13 protein-coding genes are annotated in these 16,945 nt (G+C 36.7%); 3 read left to right on the forward strand and 10 right to left on the reverse strand.

Going from position 1 to position 16,945, the window contains the following annotated elements:
- Positions 1 to 47: 47 nt before the first annotated feature.
- The 5 genes from MKY08_RS17115 to pruA form a co-directional block, all read right to left on the reverse strand.
- Positions 48 to 1,160, reverse strand: a complete 1,113-nt coding sequence (locus tag MKY08_RS17115) for a response regulator (RefSeq protein WP_069509725.1) — start codon at positions 1,158 to 1,160, stop codon at positions 48 to 50.
- Positions 1,157 to 4,204, reverse strand: a complete 3,048-nt coding sequence (locus tag MKY08_RS17120; protein ID WP_069509729.1) for an ATP-binding protein — start codon at positions 4,202 to 4,204, stop codon at positions 1,157 to 1,159. The genes MKY08_RS17115 and MKY08_RS17120 overlap by 4 nt, the downstream gene beginning before the upstream one ends.
- Positions 4,205 to 4,917: 713 nt before the next feature.
- Positions 4,918 to 6,162, reverse strand: a complete 1,245-nt coding sequence (locus MKY08_RS17125) for a Glu/Leu/Phe/Val dehydrogenase (RefSeq protein WP_069509732.1) — start codon at positions 6,160 to 6,162, stop codon at positions 4,918 to 4,920.
- Between the two features lie 82 nt (positions 6,163 to 6,244).
- Positions 6,245 to 7,438 (reverse strand): ornithine--oxo-acid transaminase, encoded by a 1,194-nt coding sequence (locus MKY08_RS17130; protein ID WP_069509735.1) that lies wholly within the window; start codon positions 7,436 to 7,438, stop codon positions 6,245 to 6,247.
- Between the two features lie 231 nt (positions 7,439 to 7,669).
- Positions 7,670 to 9,214, reverse strand: a complete 1,545-nt coding sequence (pruA, locus tag MKY08_RS17135) for an L-glutamate gamma-semialdehyde dehydrogenase (protein ID WP_069509738.1) — start codon at positions 9,212 to 9,214, stop codon at positions 7,670 to 7,672.
- Positions 9,215 to 9,362: 148 nt separating this feature from the next.
- Here pruA and MKY08_RS17140 point away from each other — a divergent pair, with 148 nt between their 5' ends.
- Positions 9,363 to 10,670 carry a sigma 54-interacting transcriptional regulator gene (locus tag MKY08_RS17140; RefSeq protein ID WP_069509741.1) on the forward strand — a complete coding sequence of 436 codons (1,308 nt, stop codon included), beginning with the start codon at positions 9,363 to 9,365 and terminating at the stop codon, positions 10,668 to 10,670.
- Between the two features lie 52 nt (positions 10,671 to 10,722).
- Here MKY08_RS17140 and yugI read toward each other — a convergent pair whose 3' ends face one another.
- The 3 genes from yugI to MKY08_RS17155 form a co-directional block, all read right to left on the reverse strand.
- Entirely contained in the window at positions 10,723 to 11,100 is a 378-nt protein-coding gene (gene yugI / locus MKY08_RS17145; RefSeq protein WP_069509744.1) for a S1 domain-containing post-transcriptional regulator GSP13, read from the reverse strand.
- A gap of 88 nt (positions 11,101 to 11,188) precedes the next feature.
- Entirely contained in the window at positions 11,189 to 12,847 is a 1,659-nt protein-coding gene (locus tag MKY08_RS17150) for a hypothetical protein (RefSeq protein WP_069509748.1), read from the reverse strand.
- The gene (locus tag MKY08_RS17155; RefSeq protein ID WP_069509750.1) at positions 12,840 to 13,388 is read right to left on the reverse strand and encodes a sigma-70 family RNA polymerase sigma factor; all 549 of its coding nucleotides are present in this window, start codon (positions 13,386 to 13,388) and stop codon (positions 12,840 to 12,842) included. Before MKY08_RS17155 ends, MKY08_RS17150 begins: the two co-directional genes overlap by 8 nt.
- 244 nt (positions 13,389 to 13,632) lie before the next feature.
- Between MKY08_RS17155 and MKY08_RS17160 the strand changes: the two genes are divergently transcribed.
- Positions 13,633 to 14,973: a sodium-dependent transporter gene (locus tag MKY08_RS17160; protein WP_069509753.1), complete on the forward strand. Its 1,341-nt coding sequence runs from the start codon at positions 13,633 to 13,635 to the stop codon at positions 14,971 to 14,973.
- Positions 14,974 to 15,082: 109 nt separating this feature from the next.
- On the opposite strand, the gene MKY08_RS17165 is transcribed toward MKY08_RS17160, so the two are convergent.
- Positions 15,083 to 15,343 carry a DUF1871 family protein gene (locus MKY08_RS17165; RefSeq protein WP_081327878.1) on the reverse strand — a complete coding sequence of 87 codons (261 nt, stop codon included), beginning with the start codon at positions 15,341 to 15,343 and terminating at the stop codon, positions 15,083 to 15,085.
- A gap of 73 nt (positions 15,344 to 15,416) precedes the next feature.
- On the opposite strand from MKY08_RS17165, the gene MKY08_RS17170 reads away from it, so the two are divergent.
- Positions 15,417 to 16,586, forward strand: coding sequence for a MalY/PatB family protein (locus MKY08_RS17170; RefSeq protein ID WP_069509758.1), 1,170 nt, complete (start codon positions 15,417 to 15,419; stop codon positions 16,584 to 16,586).
- A 146-nt stretch (positions 16,587 to 16,732) separates the two neighbouring features.
- On the opposite strand, the gene MKY08_RS17175 is transcribed toward MKY08_RS17170, so the two are convergent.
- Positions 16,733 to 16,942, reverse strand: a complete 210-nt coding sequence (locus MKY08_RS17175) for a hypothetical protein (protein WP_025220379.1) — start codon at positions 16,940 to 16,942, stop codon at positions 16,733 to 16,735.
- Positions 16,943 to 16,945 lie beyond the last annotated feature (3 nt).

The raw sequence follows: 16,945 nt of genomic DNA on the forward strand, positions 1-16,945 counted from the left end.
TGGATTTTCTCATATTTCTAGAGTAGAAAGCAAAGATTTATGCACCATTATACGCGCATACAATAATCCGCATATGCCCTATGTATTTTTTTAGGCACAGGTACACCTAATTCATCTTGTAATTTTCTCTGTATTTCATCGTAGCAAAGGATGCATTCTTGTTTTTTATTTTGCTTGATTAAAAATTGCAACAGTAAAAACATATACTGTTCATTAAATTCATCTAGTTCAAGCATTTTTTGTAGACAATTTAATTGTAAGAGCGGATTTATTTCCTTCGTATTCGCAATATACGTTTCAAGCAAATGGAGTACACCTTGTTTTAAACGGAGCTGCATTTGAATCGCCCAAGAATATTCTTCCTCTGCTAAAAAATCACCTTCGTAGCAATTTAACACTTGTTGAATTGTTTGTTCACTGTGATGTTCTCGTTCAAGTAATTGACCCAGTTCTTCAAAATCACTATCAATTTCAACATTTAGTTGGTAATGATTATTGACTAACTGAATCGGGTCCTCAAAACCATTTTCTTTTAAAATTTTTCTTAATTGATAGACAGACGTATGCAAATTACTTGCGGCCTTTTCAAACTCTAATTCTGGCCATAATTCCTCTAGAATAACCACATTTAATAAGGGTCTCTTTCGATGAAACCATAAATATAGAAACAACTCTCGAACTTTTCTAGTACGCCATTTCACCATCTCTTTCTGCGCATCTAGTAAATAAAAACTACCGAGTGTATGAGCATACAATGGGCTTACTCTTTTATCTCTAGTTGTTTCTTTTTGTAATTGCCACTTTTGCTGTGCCTTCATTATCGCTTTGCTAAGTCGTTTCTCATGAACAGGCTTTAACAAATAATCAGTAGCCTCAATGTCGAATGCATCCACCGCAAACTGTGCATGCGCTGTGACAAAAATTATTTGCAAAGATGGTTGTTTTAACAATAGCTGTTTTGCAACTTGTAAACCGTGCATATCTATCATTTCTATATCTAAAAAGGCAAGATCAATTGTTTCTTTTTCAAGTAAAATAAGGGCATCAGCCATAGTAGTAAATGCCCCTTTTATAGAAATCTGAAATTGCATAAGTCGCCCTAACATAATACTTAATACATCTATGCCCATCTTTTCATCATCGATAATGATTATATTCATGCTCCATCACCTTCTGGTAATAATATTAAAATGGTTGTACCCTTACCTTCTTCACTATATAATCGGAGACTTGCATTTTTCATTAACTTAAATTTTTTCAATGGATTTGTAAAACCAATACGAGAGCTTTCTTCGTTTAATAATTGTTGTAATTTATCATCTGGTATTCCGACACCGTTATCGTATACTTTAATACGAACAAATTGCCCCTCTCGCTTGACGCTCACTTCAATTGTACCGCCCTCCCTTTTTTTTGAAATCCCATGAAAAACAGCATTTTCTACTAATGGCTGAATTGACAAGGCAGGGATAAGCAGTTGAATGGATTCGTCCAAATCATATTTAACAATCAAACGATCACCAAAGCGCATTTTTTCAATATAAAGATAAGCTTTAACAAGTTCCATTTCTTCTTCAATCGGCACCATACTATTGCGATAATGGACATTCAGCTTTGCCCGAAAATACGTTGCTAAACAGTAGAGTGCTTCTCTAGTATTTTCCACATCTACATAACTTAATCCAATAATCGTATTCAGCGTGTTGTAAACAAAGTGAGGTGTCACTTGCGTATATAAATAATTCATCTCATCTTCAATAGCATCTAATGATGATTGCCGCACAGCTAACAATGACTCAATGCGAATAAACAATTCATCCATGGCAACTGGCTTTCGTAAATAATCATTGGCTCCTCCTTGTAATGTTAACACTAAATCTGAATGTTTCATGATTGCAGTTAAAACAATAATCGGTAATTCCAACATGTCATATTGTTTACGTACTTGTCTACATAATTCATAGCCCGACATGCCGTTCATCATCAGGTCAATTAACATGCAATCCACTTTTTGCGATTTAATATATTCCATCGCCTCAAAGCCATTATCTACCCCAATAACCGTATAGCCTTTTTGCATAAGTGCATCTGCTAATACTTTGATATTCAAGTGATTGTCATCTACAACAAGGATTTTTTTGTCATTTCCTTTATAAAGTAGCGGTAAATCGAGACGCAACGCTTGTGCATCTGAAACAAGCGTAAGTTGTTTTTCTTTGTTACTATCTACTGCCATTGCTAGGGGCATTGTAAATGTAAAAGTAGTTCCTTTATCAAGGATACTTTCTACAAAAATTTCACCTTGCAATTTTTCTACGATATTTTTTGCAATGCTTAACCCCAAGCCGAGACCTTCTTTTTTATGATCGATATTCACCTGATAGAAAGCATTAAAGATGCGCTCTAATTCATGATGTGGAATGCCAGATCCTGTGTCACTTACGGCAATGACCATATGATTATCATCTATACGAGCAGTTACTGTAATTTGTCCAACTTCCGTATGCTGTATGGCATTATGTAATAAATTGTATAGCACCTGTTTAAAGCGTAACTCATCTGTATACATTGCTGGCAAGGTCGAATCAACCTTACTGATTAAACGTACATTTTTATCATGCGGCATCACGCTATGCATTTCTTCTATCATTTCATTAATAACCATTACCGGAACCACACGAGGTGAAACACGCACTTCTCCAATCATATGGTTCGAGGAAAATAATAAATCTTCAACTAAATAGCCTAAACGTTGTGTGACATGATGAATTAAAATCACATGCTCCTGCTGTGCACGCTTTAATGGTCCCTGTACGCCTTCCATTAACGATTTTGACAGATTTAAAATTCCATCCAAAGGTATGCGTAACTCTTGGGAAGTTTTCAGCAGAAATTCATCTTTCATTTTGTTATGTGCAAACAGCTCCTCCGATAATGTTTGCACTTTTATAAATGCTGTATTAAAACGGAAATTTAACAATGAGGCGAATCCCAATAGTACAAGTAAAAATAAGATGATTTCCGTATAATCAATTGGGAAACCCGTTAAAAAATTAAAGATTAATAACGTTGCATAACAGCAAAGAGAGGCAAAAACGATTAAAATATATTGTGCCCCTTCGATACGCTTCATCATAATACGGATAAGAATCCACACATTATAAAGTACAACCGGAGCTATTACTGCAATATAAATAATTTTTCTAGTCGTTAGAGCTTGTGCAGAGGTAGCTCTCTGAGTAAATGGATTATAAATTCCATAAATAATAAAAACGATACTAAGCAAAATAACCAATGCATAAATAACTCTTTTTTTCGCCAACTGCGGATACAAAAAATAAATAAAAAGTGTTAAACAAATAAGCGCAAGCGGTAAGATGCCTAATTGTAAACGAATTTGGTAGATTGTTAAAATATCGGGGATTAATAAGAAAAATAATTTTTGATTGATAAATGACATATAGCACCCTAATAATATCGTAAACAAACCAAAAAGCAGTTCTTCCTTGCGCTGACGGTTTTGCGCATACGATATGATATAAATAATGCCAAAAATAATATACCCCATACTAACCAAAGCATCTGCCAAAACTTTAACTCGATAGTGATGTTCGATGGCTTCTATTGTGCCAAATTCTATCGGGTAAATAATACCCGCCTGTGGATAATTAAAATTGCTTACATGTATCACGATATCAAGTACACTGTTGTCACTTTGTGCAAAGACCGTATATTTATCATCATTTTCCGTACGAAAATCAGTTCTTTCTGTACTTGGATTGCCCCTTGCGCCTACTTCCGTGCCATTAATAAATACACGGCTCGACTGGCGTATTGTCCGTATGTATAAGCCATACTGTCCGTCAACTGGTACTTTTACTTTGACATGATAAGTTCCAACTGTGATCCCTTCTGTATTTCGCTGAACATAGTCATGCCAATTTGCAGGTACAGTAATAGGAATTCTTTTACTTTCATAACTAGAAAGGGACTCCCACGATGGAATTAATACATTTGGATAGAAAGCCCATGTCCCTTCTAGTTTTACAGTCTTATGTTTTTGTAATTGTTCTGCATCAATTGTGACAGCACCATCATGGACAATTTGCGGGTTATCTACAAAAAAGTAATGACGATTACCGATGAAAAACACGACCATAAATAGCATGATAATAGTTACGATAATTCCAATATTTTTTTTCATTATCACGCCTCCTTAATTTTTAATTCCCTTTTTGCATTTGCCACATTTCCCCTTCTAGTTGGATAGTCGCTGTATATAAGTAATTAAAAGAAATCGAATCAACTAAATTCTACTATTGATTTAAGCGTTCTCAGATTCAATCTACCTTTTATTTTTAACAGCCTCAATACTTAATAATTAGAGTGAGAGTAAACGATCGCCTTTGGTTCTTCAAAATTATTATTTTTAATTAGTATCCTACCATACATAAGTTGAACAAAAACTGAACCGTTGTAACAGAGTTTATTTTACAAAAAATTTCTTGCCGTTTTCTTATGAACAATAAGAATTTTTGGTAGTTAGTTTTTAACAAACAAATATTCAATAATGAACGCTTCCTAACGAGTAAGGTGTAGCTGTTCAGATTTTGTATAGACATACTTTATATAGTTAAGCTATTACATCCTAAAGGAATTTTGTTTATGCTTATTAGTGCAATCATTGGATGCGGAATTATATTGGGGAGCTTGCTAGTATTGCGAATAATGCAATTAAGAAAGAGGCGCGTGGAAAAGAAAAAAGTGTTGGAGCAACGGCTCGAACATCTCATACTTACAAACAAAAAAAATCTCCGTAAAATAGTTTTGTTAGCATTACCTTTTGCTAAAGGGCAAACGGCTTCATTCTATACAAAAAAGAGTCGCTCCAAATTGGAGACGACCCTTTTTGATAGATTAAACCCATCCGCGGAAGCGTGATGCTTCTGCAGTACGACGTACACCAACCATATATGCAGCTAAGCGCATATTGATGTTACGTGTAGTGGCAGTTGTATAAACATTGTCAAATGCTTCAACCATTTTTTTGTAAAGGCGTTCTTCTACTTCTTCTTCTGTCCAGTAATAACCTTGGTTATTTTGTACCCACTCGAAGTAAGATACTGTAACACCACCTGCAGATGCTAATACATCTGGTACAAGTAAAATACCACGCTCTGTTAAAATTTTAGTTGCTTCTGCTGTTGTTGGACCGTTTGCTGCTTCTACGACAATGTTTGCTTTAATATTATGCGCATTGTCAGCAGTAATTTGGTTTTCAATTGCGGCAGGAACTAAAATATCACAATCAAGCTCTAAAAGATCTTTATTTGAAATTGTGTTTTCGAATAATGTTGTTACAGTTCCGAAGCTATCACGACGATCTAATAAGTAGTCGATATCTAAACCTTCAGGATCATGAAGTGCACCATATGCATCTGAAATACCAATTACTTTGGCACCTAAATCATTCATGAATTTAGCTAAGAAGCTACCTGCGTTACCAAATCCTTGAATAACAACGCGAGCACCTTTAATATCAATACCACGTTTTTTTGCAGCTTCTTCGATAACGATTGTAACACCTTGAGCAGTTGCACGATCGCGACCTTGAGAACCACCAAGTACAAGTGGCTTACCTGTGATGAACCCTGGAGAGTTGAATTCGTCCATACGGCTATATTCATCCATCATCCATGCCATAATTTGTGCATTTGTAAATACGTCTGGCGCAGGAATATCTTTTGTTGGTCCTACGATTTGACTTACTGCACGTACATAACCACGGCTTAGACGTTCAATCTCACCCATAGACATTTGACGTGGGTCACAGATGACACCGCCTTTACCTCCGCCATACGGTAGATCAACGATTCCACATTTCAATGTCATCCACATTGAAAGCGCTTTAACTTCCTCTTCTGAAACAGCTGGGTGGAAACGTACGCCACCTTTTGTTGGTCCTACTGCATCATTGTGCTGAGCACGGTAACCAGTAAATACTTTTGTAGTACCATCATCCATTTTAACTGGAATGCGTACTTGTAGCATACGAAGCGGTTCTTTCAGTAATTCATACATTGCTTCGTCATAGCCTAGTTTATTAAGAGCTTCTTGAATAACATCTTGAGTTGATGTGAACAGATTTAAGTTTTCAGACATATTAAATCGCCTCTTTGTTTTTATAATGATAGTATATCGGCATCATTGTAACACACTTCCGAAATAAAATGTGAACATTTTGTTAAAGTTTAAATACTTTTTCAATTTGAGCAATTGACCAATCTAAATCTTCTTGAGAAATAACTAATGGTGGTGCAAAACGAATAACAGTATCATGTGTTTCTTTACATAATAAGCCTAATTCTTTTAACTTTTCACAATATGGACGAGCTGCCTCTGTTAATTCCATACCGATAAATAAACCACGACCACGAACATCTTTAATCACAGGGTTGTTGATTTCACGTAGTTTCCCTTTGAAATATTCACCTAGTTCTTGTGAACGCTCTGCTAATTTTTCATCTAATAATACTTTAATAGATGCGATTGACACAGCACATGCTAGAGGATTTCCTCCAAAAGTTGAACCGTGTGAACCTGGGTTGAAGACACCTAAAATATCGCGGTTAGCAGCTACACAAGAAATTGGGAATACACCGCCACCTAATGCTTTACCTAAGATGTACATATCAGGCTCTACTTCTTCCCAATCACATGCAAACATTTTACCTGTACGAGCTAACCCAGCTTGAATTTCATCCGCAATAAATAATACATTGTTTTCACGGCATAGTTCACGTGCAGCTTTTAAGAAACCTTCTGGTGGAATCACAATACCAGCTTCCCCTTGAATTGGCTCAATTAAAAATGCTGCTGTATTTGGTGTAATTGCTGCTTTTAATGCTTCTAAATTACCATAATCAACAAGTTTAATATTTGGTAACATCGGTCCGAAACCGCGGCGATATTCTTCATCAGATGATAAAGATACAGCTAGCATCGTACGTCCGTGGAAGTTTCCGTTACAAGCGATTAGTTCTGCTTTCCCTTCTTCGACACCTTTTACGTCATAAGCCCAACGACGAGCTGCTTTAAATGCAGTTTCCACTGCTTCTGCACCCGTATTCATAGGTAAAACCATTTGTTTATTTGTTAATTTTCCTACTAGCTCATACCATTCACCTAAGTTTTCACTGTAAAATGCACGAGAAGTTAATGTTACTTTATCAGCTTGTTCTTTTAATGCAGCAATAATTTTAGGATGACGATGTCCCTGATTTACTGCAGAATATGCTGATAACATATCTAAGTATTTGTTTCCTTCTGGATCTTTAACCCAAGCACCCTCAGCCTCTGCAATAACGATTGGCAGTGGATGATAGTTTGCAGCACCGTAATTTTGTGTTTGTTCAATAACTTGTTGTGATTTTGTCATAAAGCACTCTCTCCCTACTAACTCATAATAAAAATCTATGAAAGATAGGACTGCATAGTAGAGCTGAAAAAGGAGCTATATAATAGAAACAAAAAATTTTAGTTCACCTTAATGCGGTTAAGTCGCACACCTCGAAGGTTTTATTTTCTACGAGGTGTTGCTAACTTTTTCTACTTACTAGAACAGTCTATCTTTGAACATGTGGTGCGTTCCACATTAAATCAGTAAAAATTAAAGCATTTCTGAAGTTGTTTTTGCTTGCATATGAAGTTGTAGGTAGTCTGGGCCACCAGCTTTTGAGTCAGTACCAGACATGTTGAAGCCACCAAATGGTTGGTAACCAACGATAGCACCTGTACAACCACGGTTGAAGTATAAGTTACCAACGTGGAAATCTTCACGCGCTTTTTCTAGGTTCATACGATTATTTGTAATAACTGCACCTGTTAAGCCGTATTCTGTGTCGTTTGCAATTTCAATCGCTTCATCGAAATCTTTTGCTTTTGCAATTGCTACAACTGGTCCGAAAATTTCTTCTTTCATGATGCGAGCAGAAGGGTCTACGTCTGCAAACACTGTTGGATTGATGAAGTAACCAACTGAATCATCTGCTGTACCGCCTGCTACAAGGCGTCCTTCTTTTTTCCCGATTTCAATGTATTCAGTAATTTTATTGAAAGCTGCTTGGTCGATTACTGTTGCCATGAAGTTACTGTTGTCAGCTGGGTCACCAATTGTTAATTCATTAGTAAGCTCTGCTACACGGTTCACTACTGTATCATAAACATCTTCTACGATAACAGCACGAGAGCATGCTGAACATTTTTGACCTGAGAAGCCGAAAGCTGATTTTACAATTGATTGTGCTGCAAGCTCTAAGTCCGCTTCTTTATCAACAACAATTGTATCTTTACCGCCCATTTCAGCGATAACACGTTTAATCCAAATTTGACCTTCGTTATGTGTTGCTGCACGTTGGTTAATACGTAAACCTACATCGCGAGAACCTGTGAAGCTAATAAAGCGCGTTTTCGGATGATCTACTAAGTAATCCCCTACTTCTGCACCAGAACCTGGTACGTAGTTAACGGCACCTGCTGGTAATCCTGCTTCTTCTAAAACTTCGATAAATTTATATGCAACAACTGGTGTAGTTGAAGCTGGCTTTAATAATACTGTATTCCCTGTTACTAAAGCTGCTACAGTAGTACCCGCCATAATTGCAAATGGGAAGTTCCATGGTGAAATAACAATACCGATTCCTAATGGGATGTAATCATAACGGTTGTATTCACCTGGACGACTTTCTACTGGTTGGCCGTCTTTAATACGTAACATTTGGCGACCATAGTATTCTAAGAAGTCAATTGCTTCTGCTGTATCTGCATCCGCTTCATTCCATGGCTTACCAGCTTCTTTTGTTAATAATGCTGAAAACTCATGTTTACGACGACGGATAATTGCTGCCGCTTTGAATAACACATCAGCGCGAATCGCTGGGTCTACTTTTTTCCATGTTTTAAATGTTTCGTCAGCTACTTGCATTGCTTTTTCAGCTAATTCTCTGCTTGCTTTTGAAACGCGACCAATCACTTGTGTTTTTTTAGCTGGGTTATATGAAATGATTTTATCTTCTGTAGTAATGCGCTCTCCACCAATAATTAATGGATAGTCTTGACCTAAATAACTTTCGACTTTATTTAATGCCTCTAAATATGCGTTGTAATTTGCCTCTTGAGAAAAATCTGTAAATGGTTCATGTTTGTATGGAATCATACTATATCCTCCTTTTGTGAGCTGTAAATATTTAGTATGCAAAAACTATTGACGCAAAATATTTTTGCGTATAAAATATTCTTACACTTATTATAATGCAAAATTTCGTTGCATATTTCAAGTAAAAAATTTTTGAGGTGCACATTTTATGAATAATTCTGAACCATTACTACCCTTTTATGAGTTTATTGCAACTAATGTATCCGTTGGTATACATGCGATTGACATAACGGGTAAAACAATTATCTATAATTCAAAAATGAAAGAAATCGAAGGATTTCATTTTGATGAATTAGCAGATCGTTCAATTATTGAATTGTTTTCCTTCCGTCAACATGAAAGTACTTTAATGCGGGTGTTACAAACCGGTTTACAAGAAATGAATGTGAAACAAACCTATTGGAATAAAAACGGTCATGAAATTACAACCATTAACGATACATTCCCACTTTTCAAAAAAAATAAATTAATTGGTGCTATAGAATTTGCACGTGATATCACATCTTTAGAAAAATTAGTCTATCAGCCGCTACGACGTTATGGTGAGCCTTTAACTTTTGATATGATTACGGCAGTGTCTGAAGCAATGCAGCAAGTTATTGTCAATGCTAAAAAAGCGGCTGCAGTAAAATTACCTGTTTTACTTATCGGAGAATCTGGTACAGGTAAAGATTTAGTTGCAGAAGGTATTCACCATGCAGCATCTACTGATCCAGAAGCCTTTGTTACACTATTTAGTCGTCGTTCTGCAAAATCCGTGCTCGATAAGGTGCAAGAACTTTTACAAGATGATAAAGCCTATACTTTTTTCTTTGAACGTATTGATTTTTTAAGCCTTCCTATTCAGGAACAGCTACTCGAGTTATTGCAGTCATTACCACCATCCAAATATATGCTAATCGGCAGTGTCGGCAGTGACCCAATTACGCTTATTGCAGAGAATAAACTTTCTAAGTCTCTCTATTATTTCTTTGCAACAATGTCCATTACTATTCCAAATTTAACAGATCGCAAAGAAGATATTTTACCGTTCGTGGCAGATTATTTTAGTCGTCATCGTGAGCGATTTGCGTCAAACGTGGCAGAACTTGCACCGGATGTCCAAGCATTATTCTTACAATATGATTGGCCTGGAAACCTAAAGGAACTCGAACTATTGCTAGATGAAATCGTTTCGTTTATGACAACGGAATCAACCGTTACATTTGATTTACTACCTGTTCATTTTCGATTTAAAGTGCAAAGCCAAGACACATCTGACCATGAACCTGAATTTTTCATGTTCCACCAGCAAAACGATGTCATGCCCCTCGATGCTTATTTACGAGAAGCCGAATCCTATTATGTGCAAAATGTCTTAAATCTATATGAAGGCAATATAACGAAGGCTGCTGGTGCTCTCGGTATGAGCCGGCAAAACCTGCAATATCGCATACGGAAGATGAAAAAGGGCTAAAATGATTAATAATAAAAAAGAGAATGCCTTCACATGAAGGCATCCTCTTTTTTTAGTGTCCTGACTGTTCGATCCAGTCCTGTAATTTATCTTTTAAGGAATTAAAACCATTCGCATCGGATTCATCTACACGATCCTGTAATGATTTTCGGGGTGGTGCGTCTTTTTTTCTTGTTGCTGCAGGGCGCTCTTGTAAGGCACGAATCGATAAACTAATTTTTTCGGCCGCTTCATCGATCTCAAGTACCTTTACTTCAACCTCTTGCCCTACTGATAAAAACTCACTGACGTCTTTTACAAAGCCGTACGTAATTTCAGAAATATGCACGAGCCCTTGTGTATCGTCATCAAGTGCTACAAATGCACCGTACGGTTGAATACCTGTAACTTTTCCGGTCAATACGTCTCCTAATTCATATTTTTTTGCCATAACCTTTGCCCACTTTCTATATGTTTGCTACGTATATATCACGATAAATTATAACATACGTCAATAAGTGGGGCAAAAAATCATCCCATCAATCCATGATTGCTGTGATACGATAATAACCTTCCTCTGATTTTGAAAACTTGATGAGGAACTGCCTTCCGTACTTTTCCTGACTCCCTATAGCAACGCGAGCAGCGACGGTAGGAATAATTCCATTATATTCGCCTAGCTGACTAAAAACATCAAGACTCTGTATGGTTTGTAACATACTTGCATCCACTTCGGCATCTGGTGTTAACAAAGCATTTTGCATTTCCTTATCGTCTATGGTCACGGCGTATAAGTAAAGTGAGGCAATATTGATTGGGTGTAGTTGATTGATGATTGCTTCATCATTATTGTTTTTATATTGTTCATATATTCCTTTTATTTGTGCAATACGAGACTCATTCATATCGACAACATTAAAGTCACTGTCGTTAATAGTACCTGCTGTTTCTTGCCGTGTTTGTAAAAGTATTGTCCAAATATCATAAGGTGTGAGTTGTGATAATGTAGCGGAGTGTTGCGTTTGCTGTAATTCTCCTAAAATTGTAGCAGCGGTCTTTTGCATTACTTCACCATACTTTCCACTAGCTACTTCCTCTAAAAATTTCATATAGTCCCGATTAGGTTGCCCGTCATTTGCTATGGCAGGATATTGTTTTGTACCTAGCAATAAGACCACCCACGTATTTTTATAGGTTTCCTGTAATAGCTTGTAATCGGTAGAATCCGCATTTACATCTGCAAGTAATGTACGTTCCATTATTTTAAGTGAGCGCGCCGTTTCTTCTCGCGTATATCGTAAGTCATCAGCCAATAATAAGTAACCCATTTTTAAATATTCGAAATACCCGAAAACATCCGGATGTAATTGGTTGATATACTGCGGAGCAAATTCCCCATCGATTGGATTTGCTTTAAAGTAAAATACGCCATTTCCATCCGTTTTCAACTCCATATATTGATTATTTGCCGCTTCAATAATAGCTTGTAAATCAGATGGATATTGTTTTACATCATCTTTTTCCTTTAATTGCTGTTGATAAGGCTCAAGAAGCTTGCTATAAAAACGCTCCAATTCCTCTACCGAAATAACGTAGTTACTATAAACTGCAAACGATTCCTCAAAGCTTAAATTTCTAAAGGTTTTTATCTTTTCTAACGACCGCTTAGGAGTTATTAAACGATTCATTATATTTTCTTCCATAATTTCAACGTAGTTTTCATCCGTTAATTTCAAATGCAAATTAGTCGTTAGATAAAAATCTAACATTGAATTTGCGTTTTTAATAAAATCAAACGCTTCTAGCTCATCTTTAGTCACTTTTAATTCCTTTCTAATATCCTCCTTTTTACTATTAAATTTTTTCGTTAAGTAATCTGCTACCTCTTCCTCAACTGCCTTTTCATCAGGTATATCTTGTGTTTGTTCACTGTGTGTATTTTCCTGTTGATTCAATGTATAGAACGACACTAACAGACCAACTAGCAACACACTTGCAACGCTTGCTATCCATACTGCTGGCTTCTGCCATTTTAAGGCGTGTTTTTGTTGTGCGGTATTCGATTGCTTAGGTAGTGCTTCTTCATCTTTTTCTTCTTCGATTTGCTTGAAAACATTGTCGGGATTTAATTGAAGTTCCATTCGGTCGTATGATTTTTTCAACAGTGCCATGCGCTTGTCAAATTGTTGATCATCCATTCTCAACACTCCCTTCCTGTGTCAAAGCTAGTTTAAGCTTTTCTTTTGCGCGCAATATGCGTACTTTGACAGTGGATAACGAAATGCCAAGTACCTCGGCAATTTCTTCATACTTCAACTCATGAAAGTAATATAAGACGAGCGGATAGCGATATTTTTCATCAAGTGCTTGAATGCTGTGATGCAATACGCGGTCTTCCTCAAAATTAAGGACATGCTTTTCAGCTGAAGGACTTGGGACTTGTCGCTGTGCGCTTAATAGCTCCTCCTTTGCTTGTTCACGTCGTTCTTTTCGATAATAATCACGGGTAGCATTAAGTGTGACTTTATAAAGCCATGTCGTAAATCGATCCTGCTTAAATTGATGTAAAAAACGGTATAGCTTAACAAAAACTTCTTGTGAAACATCCGCTAAATCACTACTATGTACGCCACATTGAAAGGCAAATTTTTCAACTGTTCGCTGATGGATGCGAATTAGTTCAATATAAGCTTCTTTGTCACCTTGTTGTGCTCGCTCGATTAATTCCGTTTCACTCACTCATTACCCCTCCTTTTCTATGTAACGACCTGTTCTTCCCAATTGTTACATTAATTTTAAATGACGAATAGCGCATGTGGAAGTCGCTAAAATTGATAGTACATCATGCATTGTCGCTCCAAAACTCACTTGTATTAAGACGTTGGTACGTAAAAAGTATTTATAATCAATTTTCAGAAATTTGCCTTGTGTTATGCCGTATTTGCGGTAAAATAGAACTTTAGTATAAGGAGGCTTTATTTTCGTGTCATCTAGAGATCAATTTTCAACAAAAATTGGATTTATTTTAGCTGCTGCTGGTAGCGCCATAGGATTAGGCGCTATTTGGAAATTCCCCTATATGGCGGGAACCAACGGCGGAAGTGTATTTATTTTATTATTCATTTTATGTACATTTTTCATCGGTTTACCAGTGTTAATTGCAGAATTTATGATTGGACGTCGTGGGCAAAAGGATGCTGTCACGTCATTCAAACAACAAGCCCCAGGAAAACCATGGTTTTTAATAGGTTGGGGCGGCATGATTATTGCGGGTTTAATACTATCCTTCTATAGTGTAGTAGGCGGATGGATTTTAAGTTATTTAGGACGTTCATTAACGTTTCAATTAACGAGTGATGGTCATAACGGGAATTATGCTGATTTGTTTGGCAGTATTATCTCTAGTCCATTTGAAGCGGTACTTGTGCAAGGGTTATTTTTACTGTTAACGATTGCTATCGTATCTGGAGGCATTAAAGGTGGGATTGAAAAAGCAAGTACGTGGATGATGCCATTACTATTTATTTTCTTTATTGTGTTAGTAATCCGTTCCTTAACACTTGATGGTGCAATGGAAGGTGTAAAATTTATGTTTGTACCTGACTGGTCTTACTTAAATGCCGAAACATTTTTAAAAGCGCTTGGACAAGCGTTCTTCTCCTTAAGTGTTGGTATAGCTGTTATGATTACGTACGCATCTTATCTCCCTAAAACCGAAAAAATCGGTAATTCAGCCATTAATGTAGCATCTATGAATATTATTATTTCGCTTCTTGCAGGTTTAGTTATTTTCCCAGCTGTATTCGCACTAGGCTATACACCCGACCAAGGGCCAGGGCTTGTTTTTATTATCTTACCTGCCGTTTTTGAGCAATTGCCACTTGGGGGCCTTTTCCTAACGATTTTCTTTATTCTTTTACTGTTTGCTACCGTGACTTCTTCGATTTCAATGTTAGAAATTGTAGTAGCTATCGCCATTGGAGACAAACCCGAGAAGCGTAAAAAAATCGCATGGATTGGTGGACTTATTATTTTCATCTTCGGTATACCGAGTGCCCTATCTTTCGGTATTCTATCAGATGTCAAAATATTAGATCGTTCCATTTTTGATTTTGTAGACTTTATTACAAATAGTGTCGGCATGCCAATCGGTGCCTTACTGATTTCTATTTTTGCAGGCTATTATTATACGAAGGATATTTCCCGCAAAGAGCTTGCTTCCTCAAGTCTACTGTTTAACACTTGGTATATTTTAATTCGTTATGTGTCACCTATTGCGATTTTGCTTATTTTTATCCAAGGTATTTTGCCGTTATTTAAATAAGAAAGTGAGGTTGTCTAAACACAGAAGACAACCTCACTTTTATAAGGAAGCAGCTTTCGTGCAATCATTTGCACTCAAACCTTTCCAATAAAAAAACACTATATGTCGATTAAATAATACATTTTGCTTGAAACTTAATGGCCAGTAGTTTATATGAAATGGCAACACAATCTTCAATTGGAATCCACTGTTCAAACGAGTGCTCGTAGGTTTCTTGAATGACCTTTGCAAGAGCAGATGGGTCATCAATACTTTGTAGTGCTGCAACAACATCCGCTGTTTCTGTATCATAATGCTCAGCACCTAAGTGGAATGGATCCCACTCTGCTAGCAAATGCACGGCTGTTCGATTCATTTTTATATTATCCAAAATACTCACCTATTATCCTTTAATCTTAATAGGTATGATACCATAGTAAAAAAAAAAGAAAAGAGGGATTTGCTTGTCGATTTTCGATCAAACTTTAAATCGTCGCTGTACTAACTCAGTAAAATGGGACACAATGGAGAAAGTTTATGAATTAAGCGATACAACAGATATATTACCAATGTGGATAGCGGACATGGACTTTGCTCCACCCTCTGCCGTTTCAAAAGCACTACAAAAACATGCTGAAGAAGCGATTTTTGGCTATAGCTATGTAGGCGAGGAAGCAAAACAAGCAATAGTAGATTGGCAAAAAAAACGATACAATTGGCATATTGAGAAAGAATCTATTTCATTTAGCCACGGTGTCCTATCAGCTTTGGCAAATATTTTGACTGCACTGACTCAGCAAGGAGATAAAGTACTTATTTCTACCCCCTTCTATCCGCCATTTTTTAGCATTCCTAAAAGCAATGACCGTGAAGTGGTTACTTGCCCTTTAGTCGCGCAAGATGGAACATATGTCTATAATTTCGAGGCTTTTGAACAGGCACTTGCCCAAAACGTTAAAGCTTACATATTGTGTAATCCACATAATCCAGGAGGCTATGTATGGGATGAAGCCACATTAAAAGAAATTATTCGTTTATGTGCAAAATATGATGTGCTCATTATTTCAGACGAGATTCATGCTGATTTAATGTTAGATGGTGCACAACATACTCCGCTTGCAAAATTGGCAGGAGATGAAATTAATCGTGTTATTACCTGTATGGCACCGACAAAAACATTTAATCTTGCAGGAATTCAAGTTGCTTATATTATTACGACTGATAAGAAAAAGCAAATGCTTTTAGAGGCGGTTAATATGGCTAGCGGGCAAGGTTCATTGAATAGCTTTGCTCCTGTAGCACTGCAAGCAGCCTACGCAGAAGGATTGCCATGGCTAGAAGAGTTACTTCTATATATTTCAAATAATATGAATTATGTTATAGCCGAGTTAACGCAATTGCCTGGCATACACATTGCCAAGCCTCAAGGTACGTACTTACTGTGGATCGATTGCCGCCAACTAGGTCTCAATGAAAAAGAATTAATGCAACGTTTGCTTGAAGTTGGAAAACTTGCACTAGAACCTGGTTCAAAATATGGTGAAGAAGGTCGTGGCTTCCTGCGCATGAATGTAGCTTGCTCCTTTGATACGGTAAAAGATGCCGTTGCTCGTTTTAAGCTCGCATTGTCATAAGTGCCAGTCACTCACACAATTTTGAATTTTCAAACTGTGGCTTACACTGTGCCTGCTGTCGGGATGTATATAAAAAGACTACAGACAAACTCGGGAAATCTCAAGTTTGTCTGTAGTCGGAGGCACTCTTTTGCAGAGTGCTTTTTTTAATTGTGTCTATTGTTCGTGCTGTTTCTTTCAGCTAAAATACGTGCTTCGATTTCCTTAGATTTTAATTCCTGCTTTTTAGAAATTTTACGGAAAATCATAAATACGCCTATACATAAAATAAGCATAATTAAAAATTCAAAAGCTGCTGGAATATACGCTGATTTATCTTCAGGGAAATATAAAAATTGATACATCAAATGTTCCATATT

Origin of the sequence: Lysinibacillus sp. FSL M8-0337 (assembly GCF_038593855.1) — a bacterium.
Lineage (GTDB): Bacteria > Bacillota > Bacilli > Bacillales_A > Planococcaceae > Lysinibacillus > Lysinibacillus sphaericus_D.

Bases quoted from the DNA above. Each gene is read 5' to 3' on its own strand.
- yugI (WP_069509744.1), bottom strand. From the start codon at position 11,100: ATGGCAAAAAAATATGAATTAGGAGACGTATTGACCGGAAAAGTTACA.
- MKY08_RS17150 (WP_069509748.1), bottom strand. From the start codon at position 12,847: ATGGATGATCAACAATTTGACAAGCGCATGGCACTGTTGAAAAAATCA.
- MKY08_RS17140 (WP_069509741.1), top strand. From the start codon at position 9,363: ATGAATAATTCTGAACCATTACTACCCTTTTATGAGTTTATTGCAACT.
- MKY08_RS17130 (WP_069509735.1), bottom strand. From the start codon at position 7,438: ATGACAAAATCACAACAAGTTATTGAACAAACACAAAATTACGGTGCT.
- pruA (WP_069509738.1), bottom strand. From the start codon at position 9,214: ATGATTCCATACAAACATGAACCATTTACAGATTTTTCTCAAGAGGCA.
- MKY08_RS17120 (WP_069509729.1), bottom strand. From the start codon at position 4,204: ATGAAAAAAAATATTGGAATTATCGTAACTATTATCATGCTATTTATG.
- MKY08_RS17175 (WP_025220379.1), bottom strand. From the start codon at position 16,942: ATGGAACATTTGATGTATCAATTTTTATATTTCCCTGAAGATAAATCA.
- MKY08_RS17115 (WP_069509725.1), bottom strand. From the start codon at position 1,160: ATGAATATAATCATTATCGATGATGAAAAGATGGGCATAGATGTATTA.
- MKY08_RS17125 (WP_069509732.1), bottom strand. From the start codon at position 6,162: ATGTCTGAAAACTTAAATCTGTTCACATCAACTCAAGATGTTATTCAA.